The organism is Candidatus Aciduliprofundum sp. HYA1, from assembly GCF_056175085.1.
Genome location: NZ_CM149694.1, coordinates 1,191,041 through 1,211,282 on the forward strand (window position 1 = coordinate 1,191,041; position 20,242 = coordinate 1,211,282).

The following is a 20,242-nucleotide window of genomic DNA, read 5'->3' on the forward strand; positions in this document are numbered from 1 at the left end:
CGTGAGGTGAAAATATGACAGATATGTACGATTACGAATCCTTACTTCATCGCGTTCGTGAGGCTCTTCCCGAGGATGTCACATCCCGCGAGAGGTTTGAGGTTCCAAAAGTTGATGTGATTTACGAGGGAAAGAACACGATCATAAGGAATTTTATGGATATCGTGAAAAAAATCGATCGTGATCCTATGCATGTTTACAAGTACCTTATGAGGGAACTGGGTACCGCCGGGAATATTCAGGGTGACAGGCTCGTTCTAAAGGGCCGGGTTTCCCACTCTCTAATCCAGAACAGGATTGACAATTACATAAAAACCTACGTGATATGCTACGAATGCGGCTCTCCAGATACCGAACTCAGAAAGGAGGGACGCATAGAGATACTCGTTTGCAAGGCCTGCGGAGCCATGAGACCCGTACATGGAAAGGTTGCAGTCAGGATGGCCACAGCAAAACTCGAAGAGGGAAAAATCTACGATCTGGAAATAACGGATCTGAGCAGGGATGGAGATGGAATAGCCAGATATGGAGAGTACACAATTTATGTTCCCGGGGCAAGAAAGGGAGAGAAGGTAAAGGTGAAAATTGAGAAGATTAAGAAGAACGTGGCATTCGGGAGGATAGCATCCTGATGAAAGTGGTGCTCGATACAAATGCCCTGATGGCTCCATTTGAGTACCGCATTAACATAGATATGGAGATACAAAGGAATCTGGGCCATGCGGATATATACGTTCCCTCCTGCGTTCTTGGAGAGTTGAAGAAACTGTCAAGCAGACGATGGGAGGCAAGAGCAGCACTTCAACTGGCCCAAAAGTACAGGGAAGTGGAAGTGCAAGCCCCGGGAGATTCGGGGGTGATAGAAGCGGCAAAGAAATTGAATGCCCACGTTATCACCAACGATCAAGAATTGATCAGAAGATTGAGAAGAGAAAAAATACCCGTGCTGTATGTGAGTCAAAACCGCCTGGTGATGCTGGATGATTAACCCAAACTTGCTACACGCACTCAAAAATCTTGCTCTTGAGGGTGCAATGGAGAATTTCATCGAGATATCCACAAAGAAATTTGGAGAGATACTTGGAATAAGCCAGCAAAGCGCGTCTCGGAGAATCAGAGAACTCAGAAATGAGGATCTCGTGGAGGTTAGAAAATTTGGAAAGAGAATCTGGATCAAACTCACCAAGAAGGGAATTGACTTACTGAAAAGGGAGGCAATGGACTACCGCCGGCTCTTCGAAATTGCCAAAAACATAGAGATAACTGGCGAGGTTGTAAGTGGATTGGGTGAAGGAAAGTACTACATAATGAAGGATGGATATTTCAATCAAATAAAGGAAAAATTGTTTTTTGAGCCCTATCCTGGAACCCTCAATGTTCGGGTTTATGCCAGAGATATGGAGAAGGTGGATATGCTCCATACAATTCCAGGAATACTCATAAAAGGTTTTGTATCTGAGGGGCGCACATTTGGAAATGTAAAGGCATTTCTCTGCACCATAAACGGCAAGGATGCCGCGGTGATAATACCTGAGAGGAGCCACTACAGCGATATAATAGAGGTGATCTCAGATAAAAATTTAAGAGAGGAATTGAAACTTGAGGACGGGTCAATAGTGGATATCATAATTTTCCCCTAAATTATGTTTTCAATTATATCCTCCACGGTCATTTCCCTCTCGCAGTACTTGCACTTTATTATAACTGGATCCTTTGAAACAACCTTGAACTCTGAAACTATGGGCTCGTTTTGATTCGTTATACACCGGGGATTCATGCACTTCACAATTCCCCTTATCTCATCGGGAAGTTTCACTTTGTGCTTCTTCACAACCCTGTAATTCTCAATAACATTAACAGTGGCAGTCGGGGTTATGAGGGCAATCTTATCAATCTCCTTCTCATCCAGAAGCCTGTCCTCAATTTTCACAACATCCTTACAGCCCATTCTGCTCTTCACGTGCATTACCATACTCACGGTTGAACCAATATCCCCCTTTATGTTGAGTATTTTCAGCACCTTCAATGCCATACCGCAGAGAATGTGGTCTATGACTATCCCATTTTTTATTTTTTGAACCTTCAGAGTTTGCTCTTCCATCATACCGCCCCCAGAACAAGCGCAAGTAAGGCCATTCTAACGGGTACCCCATTGAACGCCTGCTGGAAATACCTGGCATGGGAAGTGGAATCAACCTCAAGAGCAATTTCGTTGACCCGTGGAAGTGGATGCATAACTATTGATTCCTTTTTAGCGCTCTCAAGCAATTCTGCTGTAATGGAATAGGAACCTGCAACCTTCTTGTATTCCGTGGGATCGGGGAAACGCTCTTTCTGAATGCGGGTGACGTAAAACACATCCATTTCCTCTATCACATCCTCAATTTTGTCCGTCTCCACAGGTTTCCTTTGCAGTTCCCTTATTATGTACCCAGGCATTTTCAGAAGTTCCGGCGATACAAGATAAATATCAGCACCCAATTTGCTCAACGCATATGCCAGGGAATGAACGGTTCTCCCGTATTTCAAATCCCCTATCAGTGCTATTTTTAATCCCTTTATATCTCCGAATTCCTGATACATGGTGAAAAGGTCCAGTAGCGTCTGGGTCGGATGTTGTCCGGCCCCATCACCTGCATTTATAACAGGATTCTCTGCAAATTCCGCTGCAAGCCTAGCCGAACCCTCATAGGGATGCCTGATCACAATAACATCACTGTAGGAATCCATTACCCGCACAGTATCCGCTAGGGTCTCTCCCTTGGATATGGATGTGGCAGAGGGGTTGCTGAATCCTATGACGGATCCTCCAAGCCGATGCATGGCCGATTCAAAGGACAATCTTGTTCGGGTAGATGGCTCAAAGAACAGAGTGGCGAGAATTTTTCCCCGCAGAAGATCACTGTTCCTCTCACCCCTCGCAATGGGCACCATCTCTCTGGCAACCTCAAAAATTATCTCCATATCCTCCCTGGAGAGCTCCTTTATCGAGACAATATCTCTGCCCTTGAACATCAATACTATATGGGTGGGATGTATTTAAAATTACCCTTTAAGGCGTTCCGAGGCAAGTTTCAAGGATGAGTTTAAAATCGCCTCCGCATCTCCCACGCAACTCATTCCAGCGGCTTTTCTATGCCCTCCATAGGAGCAGGAGAAGTCCTCGGAGATCTGAGCAAAGATTTCCAGAAGATTGAGTTCCCTACTTCTTCCAATTATTCGCACCATGTTTTTTCTGGATGATGCCACGAGAACAACATCCGCATACGCGAGAAGAGCCATTGCCACGGTGCTCTCATTGGCACTTACCCTGGTGGCTATTGCAATTTTATCTCCCACACTTCTGTAGATAAGACGCTGAAAACCCTTCAAAACAGAGATTTTTTCACCAAAATTAATTGGAAGTTCAACGAGATTCCTTATATCCTCCATACCTATACCGTACTCGCTCATCAATTCACCTGCAATTTGCATGGTTCTTGCATTTGCGTGCCGGAACCAGATGGTGTCACTTACAATTCCTGCAATGAGGAGCATTGCAGCCTTTCTGCTTGGCATGACCCTGTGCATATCGTAAACCATCTCTGCGCAGGATGGATACTCAACCTTCACATATCTTCTCCTTGCCTCAATGTTGTTGCTTTCGTGATGATCGTACACAACATCAATTCTCATATCCCCAAATTTTCCCAGTTGCTCCCTGCTGGCAGTATCCACAGTTATGATCTCCTCATAATCTCCATCCGCCTCATCCTTCACGGGAATCCCAAGAACTCTAACTGCGTTCTTGGCAAACCTATCAAGGCCATCTGCCACTATAACGCTATCTCCAAAAACTTCACTCAGATAATAGGCAGAGGCGAGAGCGTCAAGATCTGCATTTTTGTGCATCAGTATTAGCCTGATACAGCTCCGCCCCCGTAGGCCGCGGCAAATTCTCTCTGTATCTCCTCGTACTTCTTCTGCAACAGTTCCTGCTGCCTCTGCACGGCCTTGATTCTGAGTTCAAGCATTTCCTTCTTCTCCTCAAGTTCCTTTTTCACTTCCTCCTTGCTCTTTGCACGGACGAGGATGCTGCCCACATGCTTGTATATGGGCGTGCCCTCCTCAACCTTTTCAAGTTCCTCAAGACTCTTTTCAACCTCCTTTAGAGATACCTCAAGTTGGTACCTCTGGGCCACTATCACTTCCAACTCACCCTGCAGTTTTTGAGCCTGCTCAAGTTTCTGCTGCAGATGCGGAGTCAGGTTAAGTTCCACCATTCTCAATCACCTCCATAACATCCTTGGCGAGCCCAATCCATCTCAAGTAGGAGTTCAACGCAGCCCTGAGAGCATGGGCATCATCTGCGAATATCCTAAGTTCCACCTCGTTTTCCCTACGCCTTATCTCAACTTTAGTTCGTGGTATCTCCCTTCCTGCCTCTACCCTCAGAGCCTCGTATATCTCACCCGTATCTTCAAATAGGATTTGGGCCTCGTAGTGCACAAGTGAATATTCTTTTTGTATATATTAATTCTCTCAGAAAAGGAAGATCAGCGCAACCCCTGCAACGGAAACCATAGCCCCCAAGATTCCCCTGAGATTAACCCTTTCACCATGGGCGAAATAAACAACAGGTATGATCATAATGGGAGTCATGGACATCAGGGTTGATGCGATTCCCACATCCGTATATCGGATTGATATCATGGAGAGCCAGAGCCCTATGAATGGCCCTATGAAAGAGCCGATGAATACCCATTTTAAAGAGTACCTATCCCGGAATGCCCTTGCCATGTATGCAGGCTTTTTCCATATTGCCACCGTGAGCCATATTACAGGCAGGGCCGCCAAAACCCTTATGACCGTGGTGGATAGGGGATCCAAGGAGGACCCTGAGAACAGCATACCGTACTTTGATAAAACCACCCCCGTTCCCTGTCCCAGGGCTGCTATTGTGGCCAAGAGAACGCCCAATTTCACATTTTTTGGTATGCTCCTCTCCCTTTTTTCAATTATAACAATCCAAATTCCAGCGAGAACAAGAAATATGCCCAAGAGAGCAAGGTAAGAGGGCATCTCTCCCAGCATGAGAAATCCACCTATGAGGGAAAATATTGGAGCCATGGAGGACACGAGGATGGCCTTCCTTGGACCTATCTCAATAAGTGCTCCAAAATACGCAAGGTCTCCCAAAGCCAGGCCAATTATACCGCTCAGGGAGAGCACGAGAATTTGCAGAGGGTTTGCCTCAGGAAAGGGCGTTCCGAAGAGCAGGAAGTGAAAAAATAAGAAGAGAGATGCACTTATGGCGATTCTGAGAGCATTCAAGTTCAGGGGCCCTATTCTCTTTCCAACCGTGGTGAATATTGTTGAAGATATGGACCAGGTAAACGCTGCCGAAAGTGCTGCCAACTCTCCGAGCAAAGCCAACATTTGCATGGAGATGAAAATGAAGTATAAAAGGATTTAATATCTTCTCTTTATCATATAGTCCGCAAGCCAGAGAAGGAACTCACGCATGCTCTCATCCTTCACTTCCATGCCCATAAGAGCATCCTTTGCCTCCTTGACAAGGTTTTCTGCAAGATTTCTTGAATAATCAAAGGATCCCGTATTTCTCACAACGTCCCTCACCCTCTCCAGTTGCTCGTAGGTAACCGCAGGATTTCCCAATGCATCCATTATTATCTTCCTATCCTCGCTGCTCCCATTCTCCAGAGCCTTTATTATGAGCAATGTTTTCTTTCCTTCCGCAAGATCGCTTGTCACAGGCTTTCCAAGTTCCTCCTCGTTGCCAAAGAGTCCCAGAATGTCATCCTGCAATTGAAAGGCCACACCCACAGGTATGGCAAATTTCTCAATATCCCCTGGCTCGGCACCAGCAAGGATCATACCCAGAGCAAGGGGCCCTTCAATTGTGTACCTCGCTGTCTTGTATTTGTGCAGGAGAAGCAGATCTTCCTCCCTGAAGTCATCCATCACGCCGGAATAAATATCAATTATCTGCCCGTAGCCCGTGTACTCTATGATCTCGTTTAGTTTATAAATCGCCTTTACCTTCAACTCGGCAGGAAATTTTGAATTTGATAGAATCTCCATAGCATAGGCATCCGCCAGATCACCAAGAATTATGGCCATGCTCTCCCCAAACTTGACGGGCCTGCCTGCAAACCCATTTTTGAGGTGCTTTTTCTCGTATATCTTATGAACCGTATCCTTTCCTCTGCGCAGATCACTTTCATCCATAATGTCGTCGTGAATCAGCAAATAACTCTGTATCAATTCAAGGGCTGTGGATGCCCGTATTATGTCCTCCTCTCTTTCACCACCCATCATCTTGTAGCCCACAATCATAAGAATTGCACGTATCCTTTTTCCTCCACGGAGCGTGTACTCACGGAGAATCTCGCAGGCTTCACGAGAACTCCAGTGCTCCAAATTTCCCTCCTTTTCCCGGAAAAATTCGGCAAGGTGCTCTTCAACCTTCTGTTTATAGTATCCCATAATCTCCTTTGGATCCATCAGCAACACCAGAAAGAGAAATAAAAACAAGGTTTTTATAGATTTGCCCTTCTGGAGGGCCTTACCTTCTCAGCACCCATTCCCTTGTTTCTCAATCCCCTGCCCTTCTTGCCCGCACTTGTAAGTCCTCTAAATGCACGGCCCTTGTGCTTCTTGCTGCATATCCATCCTATCTTTGGGTCATTGCATATGGCAGGATGATGTGTGTCAACAAGAATGACCTCGTAGTAATGGTGCTTTCCATCCTCACCCACATAGTAGGAGTTCAGCACCTCCATATTCGGATACTTCCTTGCAACCCTTTCCTCTCCTATTCTCTGGGTGCTCTTTCGCATGGGTATGCGATTTATACCCCTTCTCTTTGGCCTTCTTCCTGCCTTTATCCTGTGTCTCTGAAGGTTTCCACGACGCACACGAACTCGCACGATTATGAATCCCTGCTTGGCCCTATATCCCAGTTCCCTCGCCCTATCTATGCGGGTGGGTCTCTCAACACGCACAATTGCACCCTCTTTTCTCCACTGAATCATCCTCTGCCATTGGATATCGCGAATGTATGTTTTCTTGTGCTCCTTCCAGGCGTTTTTCACATATCCATACATATTAACGGCTCTTCTTTTCGGAAGTTGATACATTCTTCATTCCTCCTTGGGATTCCTCTACCGAGACATCTCCCTTTGAAAGCGGAATGGGAGTTTTGTATATATAATCTTCGTTCATTTACGCAGGAAATAGATGAGGAGAAGGGTTTCCACGAGCAAAATAACTTCACTGAGGATGTACATGTGGAAGATCACAGGAATGGCCGCAGGGGCAACTGTGAGGGATATGAGGAGAAGGAGAATAAGCATATCTCCCCACCTCAGATCAGGAATGCCTATATCCTCACCCCGGTAATGGAAATAGTAAAGCATGGATACTGAGGAGGAGATGAACGGAAGCATTATGGGATAGGGAAGGAGAATTAAAGCACTTATGCCATTGTAATAAATTGCCAGGAGAAACATAAAGAATCCAAGGGCCCATGGCACTATGCACATAGCAATGATCTTGGATATCACAAAATCCCTCTTTCTGAGGGGCAGGGTTCTGAGGAAATCGAGGGAATTCACATCAATTTTCAAAACCGCATCGGTGCCCGTGGCCGCCAGAACTCCAACGGTGAATAAGAGGGGCACAGCCACACCAACGGGAAATCTTCCCGTGCTAAGTGCAATGAAGAGTTGTGGAAAAACTATGTAAACGATTATCAAGAACCCTGCCAGCAGAGCGGTTCTTCTTATCAAAATCTTGAAATCCTTTAGGAGGAGTGCATGCACGGTGCCCATTCTCGTAACCCTGTACTCTCTTCTTCCCACAGATCCGGCTATCACATTTGGCTCCATTATTCTTTTCCACACACTTCTAAGAAGGGCATAATAGAGAATGAGGAGAATCGTGCCATATATGGCAAGGAGAACTGCAGAGTAAATTGGATTGAAAATCGTTCCAACTGAAAATGGGTAAATCAAAGAATATTTGCCAATCACACCTGCCCACTCCCCGGCGTGTTGCCTGATGTAATTCTGCATGTAAACAAAGGCATAGAATATCCCAATAAAAAGGAAGAAGAATATTGCCCGAATTATATTTGCTATCATCTCCTTCTTTCCGGCGCTCTGCCTGACCTTAAGGCCGAAGAATGTGAGAATTATCAATCCGAAGACATGACCCATAAATATGCCCATCAGGAACCAAAAGAGAGAGAGAATTCCCGCAAGAGGATATTTCCATATTATGATTCCCACTGTGGGAATAACTATGGCGAAGGAAGGAGAGACCTCAAGTAGAAGGTAGGCACTTAGAAGCCTAGAACCCATTTTTATGGGCAAGGACTTCAAGGGCTCAAACACACCCATATAAACCACATTTGAACCCTGAATGGATGTGATGTACAAGGCAAAAACAAAGGGTATAACGGAGAGAAAAACGGAGAATGTGGAAATAAGAGCTTTATCCATGGTGAATGCAATTCCCATGGCCCCAAATAGTCCGAGGAAAAAATAATTGGCAAATTGAATTCCAAGTCCACGCTTCACGCTAAGTGCATTTTTCAAAGCCTGCCTGTACCTTGCGGGATTGTTGGCAAGTATGGGATTCCTCTGAACAATGCGGTAATGAATTTCCCTGTACAAGAGGTATACAAGGTTCATCCTCACAGAACCTCCCTGAGAGCGTGAATAACAGAGAGCATCTCATCCTTGCTCTCGGTCAGTTTCAAAAATATGTCCTCAAGGTTCTCCTCCTGTGCCTTCTCGCGAAGTTCCTCCATTGTACCCTCGGCCACTAGGTTTCCCTGATAAATCAGACCTATCCTATCGCACAGCATCTCAGCCAAGGGGAGAACATGGGTGGAAAATACAATGCTCTTCCCATCACCCTTAAATTTGAGAAGCAGTTCCCGCAGAATTCTGGCACTCTTAGGATCCAGACCATTCATGGATTCGTCCATTATGATAACCTGAGGATCATGCAAAAGTGCAGAAATTATTGATATTTTCTGCTTTGTCCCAAAACTGAGTGTGCCTATGAATTGGTTCATGTATTTCCCGATATCAAAGGCATCAACAAAACTCGCAATTCTTCTCTGCAAAACATCCTCGTCAATTTTCCTTATGCTGCCTATGAGTGTGAATAGTTCTGCGGGTGTCAGACTCTCATAGAGCGCAGGTGTCTCTGGTACAAACCCAGCAATTTCTTTTATTTTCAAATTATTCTTGCTCACATCAATACCCTCCACGAGAACCTTTCCCGATGTGGGTGGCAGCACTCCTGCAAGGATCTTCAGCGTGGTGCTCTTCCCGCTTCCGTTTGGTCCGAGCAATCCGTAAATCTCACCATCTTCGACCCTGAAACTCAATCCTCTGACCACAATCTTATTGCCATACCTCTTCACCAGATTCTCAACCTCAATCAAGACTCCACCCCCATAATGTGAGACTTTTCCATAGTTGGAGATACAAGATGCGGTAATTAATTTTATGGGCAAGATTTATTAAAGCATAAATGATTTTCCCTTTTATGGAAGAGTTCAAGATAATACACGATGCTATCCACGGAAGCATAAAATTTGAGGATGTTACATTGAGGCTTCTTGAAACGCCCGAGATGCAGAGATTGAGTGGAATAAAACAACTTGGCCTAGGTTATCTCGTTTTTCCAGGGGCAAATCACACGCGTTTGGAGCATTCAATAGGCGTGGGCTATGTGGCAGGAAGAATGGGGGAGGTTCTCAATCTATCAAGGGAGGAGATAGAAACCCTCAAGGCTGCGGGAATGCTCCATGATCTGGGCCACTCTCCATTCTCACATACCCTTGAGTATCTCCTTTACGAAAAAACGAAGATGGATCATATGGAGATAACAACAAAGATAATAGAGGGAAAAATAGACCTTCTGGAGGGCCTTGAAATTGAGGATAGAGAGCGCGTACACGAAATATTAAACGATTACGGGCTTGATATAAAGCAAATTGAAAAAATGATACTGGGTCAGACTGAAGAGATCTCTCTCGACAACTTTGACGGGCACAGGGGGTTCTTTGGCAACGAGAAAAATTATATGGTGAACATGATAAGCGGGAGTCTTGATGCTGATCAGATTGATTACCTCTTGAGGGATGCCCATTACACGGGCGTGGCCCACGGGGCCATAGATTTTCCGCGCATATTGCACACACTGAAGATAAAAAATGGGGAGTTGATGATTGACAAGAAGGGCGTGCCTGCCCTGGAGGGTATGCTCGTTGCCCGGGCCCTCATGTATTCGGCCGTTTATTTCCACAAAACAAACCGTATAGGAGAACTCATGCTCTCCCGGGCCGTTGAGGAAATTGAGATGGAAAACTGGATAGAGATATATCGCTACAACGATTCAGAACTCATCTCCCTACTTCTCAACCAGGGAGGTTATCCAAGGGAAATTGCCCTGAGACTCAAATACAGGCGCCTTTTCAAAAAGGTGATGGTCAGAAACTTTGAGGAACTGGAAAATTCTTACGGGGAGGATTACAAGGATGTTCTTCTCAAACTCTGCGATTTGAAGGAGCGCAGAAAGGTTGAAAGGGAGATAGCCGAAATGGCAGGGGTGGACGAGAAATACGTGCTCATTGACATACCCAGCAGAAACGTAATACTTTCAGAGCCAAGGCTCACAAAAACAAATGTGAAGGTTATTGAAAACGGGCATGTGTATCCACTATCAAAATTCTCACCACTGGCAAGAGCCCTGCAAACCAGAAAAGTTCAGGACTGGGCAATAATGGTCATCACGCCCAAAGAGTACAGGGAAAGGGTTAAAAAAGTGGCAGAGAGGGTTATTTTTTCCTGATTATTCTTCCTCGCTTCCAGAGGGGCCCTCGTTTCCGCCCTTCTTTGTCTCGCCCTTGGCGGCTATGACGTCATCTATGCGCAGAATCATTATTGCTGCATCTGTTGCGCTGTCAATTGCCTGCTTTCCAACGCGTATGGGCTCTATCACGCCCAGCTCCATCATATCTGCCACTTTGCCCTCGTAGACATTTATGCCATAGGTAACCTTACCATCCTTGTGGGCCTTGCGAAGTTCTATGAGCATATCAATTGGATCATGCCCGGCGTTCTCTGCAAGGGTGCGTGGAATAACCTCCAGAGCGTCGGCAAATGCCTCTATTGCAAGCTGTTCACGGCCACCAACACTGGCTGCATAGTCCCTGAGTTTCAGGGCTATCTCAACAGCGCTTGAGCCACCGCCAGTGACTATCTTTCCATCCTCAACAGCCTTGGCCACAACGTGCAGGGCATCCTTGAGGCTGCGTTCAATCTCATCCACAACGTGCTCAGTTCCTCCACGCACAAGAATGCTCACGGCCTTTGGATTCTCACAACCGATGATGAAGGTCATATTATCCTCACCAATCTTGCGCTGCTCAACCAGCTCTGCATGGCCGAGTTCCTCGGAGGTGAGATCGTCCAAACTGGTCACTATCTTCGCGCCTGTTGCCTTGCTCAACTTCTCCATATCACTCTTCTTTACGCGGCGCACCGCGTATATACCCTCCTTTGCAAGGAAGTGCTGGGCCATATCATCAATGCCCTTCTGGCATAACACCACGTTGGCCCCACTGGCCTTGATCTTTTCAACCATGCCCTTCAGTATTTTCTCCTCCTCATCAAGGAAGGCACGGACCATTGCTGGATCCTTGATCTGTATATTTGCATCTATCTCAGGCTTTTTCACCTCAAGTGCCATGTTTATGAGGGCTATCTTTGCATCCTTAACCCTGGAGGGCATTCCGGGATGAACCTTCTCCTTATCTATGATCATTCCATCTATGAGTTCGGTATCGTCTATGGCCCCTCCCTGCTTCTTCACAATCTGAATTGAATCCATATCAACGTACATCCTTCCATCAATCTCTTCAGCAACCTTCTTAACCGCCTTCACGGCTATCTCACTGAGAAGATCCTTGGCCATGCTGGCGCTCTTGCTGCTCAGGGCAGTGGCTGCAATTTTCTTCAGGGTCTCCTCATCATCCATACTTATGGGCTTTGCAATTTCCTCAAGGATCTCCTTTGCCTTCTCAGCAGCATGCCTGTATCCTGCCGCTATAACCGTGGGATGCACGTTCTGCTCCAGAAGTTCCTCGGCGTTCTTAAGCAACTCACCTGCAAGAACCACTGCTGTGGTGGTACCATCTCCCACCTCACTGTCCTGCGTTTTGGCAACCTCAACCATCATCTTGGCTGCTGGATGCTCCACATCAATTTCCTTCAGAATCGTAACACCATCATTGGTTATGACAACATCTCCAAGGCTATCAACGAGCATCTTATCCATTCCCCTGGGACCAAGCGTGCTGCGAACCGCATCTGCAATGGCCCTTGCAGCGGCAATGTTGTTGCGCATTGCCTCCCTGCCGGTCTCTCTGCGGGTTCCCTCCTTAAGTATGAGAATTGGCTGACCTGCCATCATGATTCCTCACCTCCGATGGCTGTAAAAAATTTCTTCTATATAAAGATTTCTGGAAGGGGAAATGAAGTGTTTCTCTGCATTTTTCATTTCTCATACCTTGTTCCCTTCATTCTCAGAAGAGCCCTGTAAATCTGCTCAAGAAGGATCAAGTATGCAAGTTCGTGCCTGAAGGTCAGTTTTGAGAGTGAGAGGAGCGTATGATTCCCCTTGTCCCTGAAGCCCTCTGGAGGACCTATGGCAAAAACGATTTTTTCGCCCTCTCCTGCCCTGCGAGATAAGAAATTGTAGAACTCTTCACTGCTCATCTCCTCGCCCTCTGGATCGAGAAGTATTGCCTCCGATGGTAAATTTGATGAGCGGACAAATTTTATATGAGCCATACTCCTCAACCTTTTTTCGTACTCCTCAACAACCCCTCTATACTCCTTCCCTATTTTCCCGAGATTCAGAATTTCAATTTTTACAGGAAGCATATTGATGCAACGTATCACAATACTTATAGGTTTTCAACCTGAAATGCTGTAGGAAAAGCTGACTGTATGGCCAAGCATATCTGCAAGTTTTATCACCCTTGCATCCGGCAATATCTTGGTTAGACCCTTCAGATGCCCATCTCCAACGAAGGCGAGAATCTTCAAGTCATCGGCATCCAATTTTTTCAAATTTCTGGCCATGTAGGCTTCTCTCTCATCAAACAGGGCCCTTGAAAGGCCTGGATACTTTTTCCTTATTTCCTCGATGTACCGATCCTCCTCATCAATTATTTTTTCCACCTCCGCCCTACCAACCTTCTTCCCGATAAAGGGAGCAAAAACGAGGGAGCCATAGAGCTTGATCTTTTCCCATAAACCCATATTTTTCTTTATGGCCTCTACAATCATCTGAGAATCCATATCTATGAATTCCACCCTCTTTCCCAGCACATTGGCCGTATTGACAGCAGTGAGCATCTCGGTCCCAACCTCATTGCCAAAGAGTTCGGCTAAATTCTTCTGCATCTCTGCCATCTTGCGGTAGAAGTAGGGCATCTCACCCTGGGTTCTAGAACTCAGGGCAATGTATCTACCATAGTCAAGTTCAACCGCCACAATATCCGGGTTCTCTTCCATTATGAGTCTCTCAATCTGTACGCGCAGGTCCAGCACATGGGCCACTCCAACCAGGATTATCACGGAAACATCCATGGCACTATGATATTTTACCTTTCCCAAAATCATATAATACCGCATTTCAATTACCCGGTGGTGATTACATGGAGAAGATTGTAGAATGCGTTCCGAACTTCAGCGAAGGACGTAATATGAAGGTGATTGAAGAGATCGTTAACGCCATAAAAGAGGTGGAAAACGTTTACGTTCTTGATGTTGATCCCGGCGAGGCAACAAATCGCACCGTGGTAACCTTCGTGGGCACACCTGAAGGAGTGAAGGAGGCAGCGTTCAGGGCCATAAAAAAGGCGGCAGAACTCATAGATATGCGGGTGCACCATGGAGCGCATCCAAGAATGGGTGCCACGGATGTGTGTCCCTTCGTGCCGGTGAAGGGTGTGACCATGGAGGATTGCGTGCACCTTGCGGAGGAAGTTGGAAAGAGGGTTGGAGATGAACTTGGCATACCCGTTTACCTCTATGAGTACGCGGCAAGGGAGGATTACCGCCGTAACCTTGCAGACATACGGGCCGGGGAGTATGAGGCTTTACCTGAGAAGTTGAAGGACGAGCGATGGAAACCGGATTTCGGGCCTGCTGAATGGAACGAGCACGTTGCCAAAACGGGTGCTACGGTCATAGGGGCAAGGGATTTCCTGATTGCGTATAATGTGGATCTCAACACAAAGGACAAAAAACTGGCAAACAAGATTGCCAAAATAATAAGGGAGCGGGGTTACAAGAAAAAGATGGAGGATGGCACAAGGGTTCAAATACCCGGAAAACTGAAGTATGTGAAGGCGATTGGATGGTTCATTGATGAGTACCAGAGGGCACAGATATCCATAAACCTCACAAATTTCCATGAAACTCCCCTGTGGAAGGTATTTGAGACCTGCGAGGAAGAGGCCAGAAATCTGGGATTGAGGGTCACCGGAAGCGAGATAGTGGGTCTCGTACCGCTTGAGGCAATGCTGGACGTTGGCAGGCATTTCCTTGAAAAGCAGGGGAAGAGCACTGGCATACCTGAAAGGGACATCGTGCATTACGCCATCCTATCCCTGGGATTAAATGACGTGGCACCCTTTGACCCAACGGAAAAAATAATAGAGTACAAGATTGAAAAACTTGAGGCAAGGAAGAAACTTGTGGATATGAAAATCAGAGATTTTATGGACGAACTTTCACGGGATTCTCCCGCACCGGGAGGTGGGAGCGTGGCCGCCTTGAACGGAGCCCTTGGTGCATCTCTGGCCTCCATGGTGGCCAACCTGACCTACGGGAAGAAGAAGTACAAGGATGTGTGGGATGATATGATAAGGATAGCAAATACCGCCCAAAAACTCAAGGACGAATTCATAGCCCTTGTGGACAGGGACACCGAGGCCTTTGATGCCCTGATGGCCGCATTCAAGATGCCAAAGAAGACCGAGGAGGAGAGGAAAATCAGAGATGAGAGTATTCAGGAGGCAACAAAGAGGGCCATAGAGGTTCCAATGCGCACCCTTGAACTCAGCGGAGAGATTCTGAAATTGGCAGAGGAACTTGCAGAGAAGGGAAATGTAAATGCCATAAGCGATGCTGGAGTTGCAGCCCTGAGCGCCTACACAGCGGCCCATGCCGCCTATCTAAACGTGATCATAAACCTTGCCGGCATAACGGATGAGAACTACGTGAAAGAGATGGGCGAGAGGGCGGAGAGATTGCTTATTGACGTGCAGGAGGAAAAAGATGCGATCCTGGATAGGGTTGAAAAGAAACTCAGGGCATAAAATTTAAACCAAGAACCACCTTCTCTTTTTTATGAACACAGAACTTCTGTATCTGGAGGATTCCTACCTCAAAGAATTTGATGCGAAGGTCATAGGCGTGGATGAGAATGGAGTGTACCTTGACAGGACTGCCTTTTACCTCGGAGGTGGTGGACAGCCCTTTGATACTGGAAAACTCATGGTGGATGGAATGGAGTACGAGGTTAAGGGTATGCGCAGGGAGGATGCACTGCACATAATCGAAGGGGAGAAACCAAAAATAGGGGATAGGGTGCACGGAATCATAGACTGGGAGAGAAGATACAGAATTATGCGGACCCATACTGCGGTTCATGTTGTGTCCGGAGTGGCATTCAGGCGATTTGGAGTGCACATAACGGGAAACCAACTCTACGAGGCGAGAGCCCGGCTGGATCTGTCCTTCGAGAATATGAGCAGGGATCTGGCCGAGAGGATTATAGAGGAGAGCAACAGGGTTATAGAGAGGGATCTGCCCGTGAGGTGGTACTACATAAGCAAGGAAGAGTTCAGGAACAGACCTGAGCTAATGAGGGTAAACCCTGAATTATACGAAAAATACGAAAGGATAAGGGTGGTTGAGATTGTGGGTTTTGACATCCAGGCAGACGGGGGAACGCATGTGAAAAGCCTTAAGGAAATAGGGAAAATCGAACTGCAGAAGTACGAGAGCAAGGGAAGGAAGAACAAGAGAATTTACATCACCCTGAGGTAAGGGAAAAAATAATTATAATCAATCTCATGCAGGTGCAATGGCTGATATAATTGAGGGTGTAAAGCCCACAAGAATGCAACTGCTGGAAATTCGAAAGAAAAAACAATTGGCAAAGAACGGGCACAAACTGCTGAGCGAGAAGAGGGATGCCCTCATATCCCAGTTTTTCCAGATAATAGACCTCAGAGAGGAACTGCGCCGCAAGGTTGATAAAAAGGTGAAGGAGGCCTTTGACACACTTATTGAGGCGGAGATGGTGATGGGTGATTCTGCGGTTGCAGATGTTGCCAGGCAGGTGAAGAACTACGGTGAGATTGAGGCCACGACGCTCAACATCATGGGAGTTCTGACCCCTCAGATGGAGATAAGAGATGTGGAAAAAACCCTCGATTACGGATTTCTGCACACCTCTGCCAAACTTGATGAGGCCGCCTTTAAGTTCCGGGACCTCCTAAAGGATCTCGTGAAACTTGCGGAGATTGAGGGGGCCCTGGAGAATCTGGCAATAGAAATAGAGAAGACAAAGAGGCGCGTTAACGCCCTTGAGCACATATTCATACCGAGATTTGAGGCAACGGAAAAGTACATAGAACTGGTACTCGATGAGCGTGAACGTGAGGATTTCTTCCGAAGAAAGAGAATAAAATCCATCCTAGCGGCGAAGGAAAATGCTCGAGCCTCTTCCTAAACAGTGGGTTGAAGGCAAGGATGTTGAGGAAAGAATAAGGTTTTACAAGCTTGTTCTATACGCCCAGGTGGCCAGCACCGTGCTCATAGCCCTGGGTTTGATTTTATTTATTCTCATTGTATCTGGGATCATAAAAGTTTGATTTCTTCGTATATTGCTCTGGCGGCCTCCCTTGGATCCTGGGCATTGTATATGCTTCTTCCAACAATTATATGGTTTGCGCCTGCCTCAATGGTCTCCCTGGCCTTTCCACCCTGGGCACCCACTCCCGGGGAAAGAATCTCCATATCTCCAGCGAGTACACGGATCTCCCTTATTCTTTCAGGTCTGGTGGCGGGGGCAATGAGTCCTGCAGCACCCACATCTCTGGCCATCTTAACAATTTCATCGGCATGCTTTTGCATGAAATCCAGTGCCCCAGGATGGGACATCTCAGCAACAACATAGACCTTCATCTTTCCCGCCTCATCCACAGCAGCCTTCAAGGAATCACGGCCCACGAAACCATGCACTATTATGCCCGTGGCACCATGCTTCTTGGCCTGAGAAACTATGAGTTTTGTCGTGTTTGGAATATCCGCAACCTTAAAATCGCATATTACAGGTGCAATCTGAGACAGGAGATCCACAATATCCATTCCAGCGGCCATTATGAGTGGCCAGCCAACCTTGATCGCGTGAAGATATTCCTTCGTCTCATCGGCAATTTTCATGGCAGCATCCCTGTCAGTCACATCAAGCGCGAGAATCAAACCGGCCATGGAGGTCCATGTAAAAGCATATTAAAATATTTTGCAATATCTGCCCATGGTCAGATGGTTGAAAATCACCGTTATAAACGATAATAGAGCCGGGCATGGGCTGAAAAATGACTGGGGATGGAGCGTGCTCTTGGAATCTGGCTCATGGCAAATCATATTTGATGCAGACACGAGGCCTGAGGTTATAGAGCATAATTTCAAAGTTCTGAGAAAAGATTTGAGAAACCTGAATTTAGCGTTCTTGAGCCACTATCATGGGGATCATTATGGTGGCTTCTCCCACATTGGAAAAGCAGTTCCTGGCCTGAAAATATACGTGCCAAATTCGGCACGTCCATTTCTGAGAGATTGGGGGCTGGAACCGATACCCGTGCACGGACCCATGAGAATCTGCGATGATGTTTACTCCTCCGGTCCCATGGGTATTGTGGGAGAGCAGGCCTTGGGTGTGAAACTGGATTCCAAGGGAATTGTCGTTGTTGTTGGATGCAGCCATCCGGGAGTGGACAAACTCGCAAGGAGGATTGAAGAATTCACAGGAGAGAGCATATACCTCGTTATTGGAGGATTTCACAACCCTTCAAGGGCCACACTGGACAGGCTATCAAAATTTGTGAGGCACATCGCACCGGCACATTGCAGTGGAGATTCGGCCAGAAGATACGTGGAGGAAAAATACCCGGATAAATACATTGATGTCCGCACGGGAAGCGAATTTTTCTTGGGAAACGATTAAATATGATATGTATATTAACATATCAATTGACATATCAGGTGATATGATGGAACCACCGCAGAAGAAGGGCATAAAACTGATCATACTGGACATCTTGAAGAACGAGAAACTTCACGGCTACGGGATAGCTGAGAGAATTGAGAAAATATACGGCATAGACAAGCCAGGTTCAGGAATAATTTACACAAGCCTCTCGAATCTCAGGAAAAAAGGTCTTATAATGGTATGTGGAGAGGGAAGGAGGGATAAGAAAATTTACACGATAACTGAAAAGGGGCTGGAATATCTAAAAGCGCACTCCCCTGATCTTGAAAAAGCAAAGAGAACATTAAAAAATCTTGGAGAGTTCTACAGGATAGGGGGCAAGGAGGTCCTTGAGGCCGTGGGAAAGACAATAAAGGTTATGCACACCCTTACCCCAGAAGAAAGGGAAGCATTGAGGGATATTCTCAAAGATTTCAGGAATAAACTTGAGGAGTTAACAGGTGAAAAAGATGAATAAAGCGAATCGCAATGTTGCTCTTCTTCTCGGAGATCCCAAGAGGGCAATAATCAAACTTTCAATCCCAATAATGATCGGGGGCATGGTTCAGACATTGTACAATTTTGTGGATGGAATATGGGTTTCTGGAGTGGGGGCAGATTCCCTTGCTGCGGTGGGACTTTTCATGCCCTTCATGATGATCCTCTCAGCCCTGGCCATGGGGATAGGAGTCGGAGGCTCATCCGCCATATCCCGTGCGATAGGGGCAAAAGACAGAAGTAGGGCGGGAAACGTTGCTGAGCACACGCTTCTCATGGGCACTGTAATAGGCGTTGCTGCAGGATATTCCATGATTCCATTTCTTTACCGAATTTTTACGGCTATGGGTGCAAGTTCCAGGGTGGCATCCCTTGCCACATCATATGGCACTGTGATAATTCTGGCTGCACCATTAACTTTCCTATCAAGTCTCGGAAACTCAATACTCAGAGGAGAGGGGGATACGAAAAGGGCAATGTATGTTATGCTCATCAGTTCGCTGCTAAACATGGTTCTTGATCCCATTTTCATTTTTGGTCTTGGAATGGGGGTAGTTGGGGCTGCCGTGGCCACAGTCATATCAATTGCCGTATCTGCCACCGTGATAATGTACTGGCTTCTCGTGAAAAGAGATACCTATGTGCAGCTCAAACTCAGGTACTTTCACAGAAACTGGGAAATTATTAAAGAAATTCTGGGCGTTGGATTACCATCCTCCCTGGCCCAGATTTCCATGTCCCTAACAATGATTTTTCTAAACACCATTGTGATAATGGCAGGCGGGGACTATGGTATGGCTGTGTTTTCGGGAGGTTGGAGAGTGGTGATGCTGGCCATAGTACCGATGATGGGCATAGCTGCCGCTGTAACCTCGGTTTCCGGAGCTGCCTTTGGAGCGAGAAACTCCAAGAACCTCAAAATTGGATACTTTTATGCAATAAAAATAGGAACGATCATAGGCATATTAACCGGCTCCCTGATTTGGGTATTCGCCCCCCAACTCACGTATCTTTTCGCCTATTCTGAAAGTTCAGCATATCTCGCACCCGGGATAATAGAGTTCCTCCGCTACATAGTGTTTTACTTCCCATCCGTGGCTTCTGGCATGCTGACATCAAGCATGTTTAGAGGTATAGGTAAGGGAACCTATTCCCTCGCACTGACGGTGCTTAGGGCCATAGTAATGCAGATATCTCTGGCATATCTGTTTGGAATAGTGCTTGGATACGGCCTTCCGGGAATATGGGCAGGAATAGTGGTTGCAAACATCACGGCGTCAACCATTGCGCTGCTCTGGGGAAGATCTGTGATAAACAAACTCACACGCATATGGATGAAATAAATTCGAAAGATTATGGCAAAACTACTTATATACGCTTCCCC

At 46.4% G+C, this 20,242-nt stretch carries 25 protein-coding genes; 11 read left to right on the forward strand and 14 right to left on the reverse strand.

Features of this window, described 5'->3' with window-relative positions:
* The first annotated feature begins 14 nt into the window (after positions 1-14).
* Genes AC0S1O_RS06515 through AC0S1O_RS06525 form a run of 3 tightly spaced genes read left to right on the forward strand, consistent with a single transcriptional unit; the run spans position 15 to position 1,640 of the window.
* Positions 15-632, forward strand: coding sequence for a translation initiation factor IF-2 subunit beta (locus AC0S1O_RS06515; protein WP_475393512.1), 618 nt, complete (start codon positions 15-17; stop codon positions 630-632).
* Positions 632-988, forward strand: a complete 357-nt coding sequence (locus AC0S1O_RS06520) for a type II toxin-antitoxin system VapC family toxin (RefSeq protein ID WP_475393513.1) — start codon at positions 632-634, stop codon at positions 986-988. The genes AC0S1O_RS06515 and AC0S1O_RS06520 overlap by 1 nt, the downstream gene beginning before the upstream one ends.
* Positions 981-1,640 carry a DUF120 domain-containing protein gene (locus tag AC0S1O_RS06525; protein WP_475393514.1) on the forward strand — a complete coding sequence of 220 codons (660 nt, stop codon included), beginning with the start codon at positions 981-983 and terminating at the stop codon, positions 1,638-1,640. The genes AC0S1O_RS06520 and AC0S1O_RS06525 overlap by 8 nt, the downstream gene beginning before the upstream one ends.
* On the opposite strand, the gene pyrI is transcribed toward AC0S1O_RS06525, so the two are convergent.
* From pyrI to AC0S1O_RS06575, 10 genes are all read right to left on the reverse strand, one after another.
* Positions 1,637-2,101 (reverse strand): aspartate carbamoyltransferase regulatory subunit, encoded by a 465-nt coding sequence (gene pyrI, locus AC0S1O_RS06530; RefSeq protein WP_475393515.1) that lies wholly within the window; start codon positions 2,099-2,101, stop codon positions 1,637-1,639. The two genes, AC0S1O_RS06525 and pyrI, sit on opposite strands and share 4 nt — an antisense overlap.
* Positions 2,101-3,015, reverse strand: a complete 915-nt coding sequence (gene pyrB / locus AC0S1O_RS06535) for an aspartate carbamoyltransferase (RefSeq protein WP_475393516.1) — start codon at positions 3,013-3,015, stop codon at positions 2,101-2,103. Before pyrB ends, pyrI begins: the two co-directional genes overlap by 1 nt.
* A gap of 30 nt (positions 3,016-3,045) precedes the next feature.
* Positions 3,046-3,891: a DHH family phosphoesterase gene (locus tag AC0S1O_RS06540; RefSeq protein ID WP_475393517.1), complete on the reverse strand. Its 846-nt coding sequence runs from the start codon at positions 3,889-3,891 to the stop codon at positions 3,046-3,048.
* A 5-nt stretch (positions 3,892-3,896) separates the two neighbouring features.
* On the reverse strand, positions 3,897-4,262 hold the full coding sequence (locus tag AC0S1O_RS06545; RefSeq protein WP_475393518.1) for a prefoldin subunit beta: 366 nt from the start codon (positions 4,260-4,262) through the stop codon (positions 3,897-3,899).
* Positions 4,249-4,488 (reverse strand): KEOPS complex subunit Pcc1, encoded by a 240-nt coding sequence (locus tag AC0S1O_RS06550; protein WP_475393519.1) that lies wholly within the window; start codon positions 4,486-4,488, stop codon positions 4,249-4,251. The genes AC0S1O_RS06545 and AC0S1O_RS06550 overlap by 14 nt, the downstream gene beginning before the upstream one ends.
* A 33-nt stretch (positions 4,489-4,521) precedes the next feature.
* On the reverse strand, positions 4,522-5,418 hold the full coding sequence (locus tag AC0S1O_RS06555) for a DMT family transporter (protein WP_475393520.1): 897 nt from the start codon (positions 5,416-5,418) through the stop codon (positions 4,522-4,524).
* A gap of 33 nt (positions 5,419-5,451) precedes the next feature.
* On the reverse strand, positions 5,452-6,507 hold the full coding sequence (locus AC0S1O_RS06560) for a polyprenyl synthetase family protein (protein WP_475393521.1): 1,056 nt from the start codon (positions 6,505-6,507) through the stop codon (positions 5,452-5,454).
* Between the two features lie 35 nt (positions 6,508-6,542).
* Positions 6,543-7,142 carry a 50S ribosomal protein L15e gene (locus AC0S1O_RS06565; RefSeq protein WP_475393522.1) on the reverse strand — a complete coding sequence of 200 codons (600 nt, stop codon included), beginning with the start codon at positions 7,140-7,142 and terminating at the stop codon, positions 6,543-6,545.
* Positions 7,143-7,223: 81 nt separating this feature from the next.
* Entirely contained in the window at positions 7,224-8,699 is a 1,476-nt protein-coding gene (locus tag AC0S1O_RS06570) for a permease (RefSeq protein WP_475393523.1), read from the reverse strand.
* Positions 8,700-8,701: 2 nt separating this feature from the next.
* On the reverse strand, positions 8,702-9,463 hold the full coding sequence (locus AC0S1O_RS06575) for an ABC transporter ATP-binding protein (RefSeq protein WP_475393524.1): 762 nt from the start codon (positions 9,461-9,463) through the stop codon (positions 8,702-8,704).
* A 104-nt stretch (positions 9,464-9,567) separates the two neighbouring features.
* On the opposite strand from AC0S1O_RS06575, the gene AC0S1O_RS06580 reads away from it, so the two are divergent.
* Positions 9,568-10,875 (forward strand): HD domain-containing protein, encoded by a 1,308-nt coding sequence (locus AC0S1O_RS06580; RefSeq protein ID WP_475393525.1) that lies wholly within the window; start codon positions 9,568-9,570, stop codon positions 10,873-10,875.
* On the opposite strand, the gene thsB is transcribed toward AC0S1O_RS06580, so the two are convergent.
* The 3 genes from thsB to AC0S1O_RS06595 all read right to left on the reverse strand — a co-directional run bounded on the left by thsB (position 10,876) and on the right by AC0S1O_RS06595 (position 13,682).
* The gene (gene thsB / locus AC0S1O_RS06585; RefSeq protein ID WP_475393526.1) at positions 10,876-12,498 is read right to left on the reverse strand and encodes a thermosome subunit beta; all 1,623 of its coding nucleotides are present in this window, start codon (positions 12,496-12,498) and stop codon (positions 10,876-10,878) included.
* An 83-nt stretch (positions 12,499-12,581) separates the two neighbouring features.
* On the reverse strand, positions 12,582-12,971 hold the full coding sequence (locus AC0S1O_RS06590) for a 23S rRNA (pseudouridine(1915)-N(3))-methyltransferase RlmH (protein ID WP_475393527.1): 390 nt from the start codon (positions 12,969-12,971) through the stop codon (positions 12,582-12,584).
* 33 nt (positions 12,972-13,004) lie between these two features.
* On the reverse strand, positions 13,005-13,682 hold the full coding sequence (locus AC0S1O_RS06595) for a TraB/GumN family protein (protein WP_475393528.1): 678 nt from the start codon (positions 13,680-13,682) through the stop codon (positions 13,005-13,007).
* Positions 13,683-13,750: 68 nt separating this feature from the next.
* Between AC0S1O_RS06595 and ftcD the strand changes: the two genes are divergently transcribed.
* From ftcD to AC0S1O_RS06615, 4 genes are read left to right on the forward strand one after another with little or no spacing between them, the layout of a single operon-like run.
* Positions 13,751-15,418, forward strand: a complete 1,668-nt coding sequence (gene ftcD / locus AC0S1O_RS06600) for a glutamate formimidoyltransferase (RefSeq protein ID WP_475393529.1) — start codon at positions 13,751-13,753, stop codon at positions 15,416-15,418.
* 31 nt (positions 15,419-15,449) lie between these two features.
* Positions 15,450-16,151, forward strand: a complete 702-nt coding sequence (locus AC0S1O_RS06605; RefSeq protein ID WP_475393530.1) for an alanyl-tRNA editing protein — start codon at positions 15,450-15,452, stop codon at positions 16,149-16,151.
* A gap of 37 nt (positions 16,152-16,188) precedes the next feature.
* On the forward strand, positions 16,189-16,839 hold the full coding sequence (locus tag AC0S1O_RS06610; protein ID WP_475393531.1) for a V-type ATP synthase subunit D: 651 nt from the start codon (positions 16,189-16,191) through the stop codon (positions 16,837-16,839).
* The gene (locus AC0S1O_RS06615) at positions 16,820-16,981 is read left to right on the forward strand and encodes a hypothetical protein (protein ID WP_475393532.1); all 162 of its coding nucleotides are present in this window, start codon (positions 16,820-16,822) and stop codon (positions 16,979-16,981) included. The genes AC0S1O_RS06610 and AC0S1O_RS06615 overlap by 20 nt, the downstream gene beginning before the upstream one ends.
* Here AC0S1O_RS06615 and pyrF read toward each other — a convergent pair.
* Entirely contained in the window at positions 16,968-17,600 is a 633-nt protein-coding gene (gene pyrF / locus AC0S1O_RS06620) for an orotidine-5'-phosphate decarboxylase (protein ID WP_475393533.1), read from the reverse strand. The two genes, AC0S1O_RS06615 and pyrF, sit on opposite strands and share 14 nt — an antisense overlap.
* A gap of 46 nt (positions 17,601-17,646) precedes the next feature.
* On the opposite strand from pyrF, the gene AC0S1O_RS06625 reads away from it, so the two are divergent.
* The 3 genes from AC0S1O_RS06625 to AC0S1O_RS06635 are packed head-to-tail and all read left to right on the forward strand — an operon-like array spanning position 17,647 to position 20,201.
* Positions 17,647-18,336: an MBL fold metallo-hydrolase gene (locus AC0S1O_RS06625; protein ID WP_475393534.1), complete on the forward strand. Its 690-nt coding sequence runs from the start codon at positions 17,647-17,649 to the stop codon at positions 18,334-18,336.
* A gap of 46 nt (positions 18,337-18,382) precedes the next feature.
* A complete protein-coding gene (locus AC0S1O_RS06630; protein WP_475393535.1) occupies positions 18,383-18,838 on the forward strand; it encodes a PadR family transcriptional regulator in 456 nt (151 codons plus the stop codon).
* Positions 18,831-20,201, forward strand: coding sequence for an MATE family efflux transporter (locus AC0S1O_RS06635; RefSeq protein WP_475393536.1), 1,371 nt, complete (start codon positions 18,831-18,833; stop codon positions 20,199-20,201). The genes AC0S1O_RS06630 and AC0S1O_RS06635 overlap by 8 nt, the downstream gene beginning before the upstream one ends.
* The last annotated feature ends 41 nt before the right edge of the window (positions 20,202-20,242 follow it).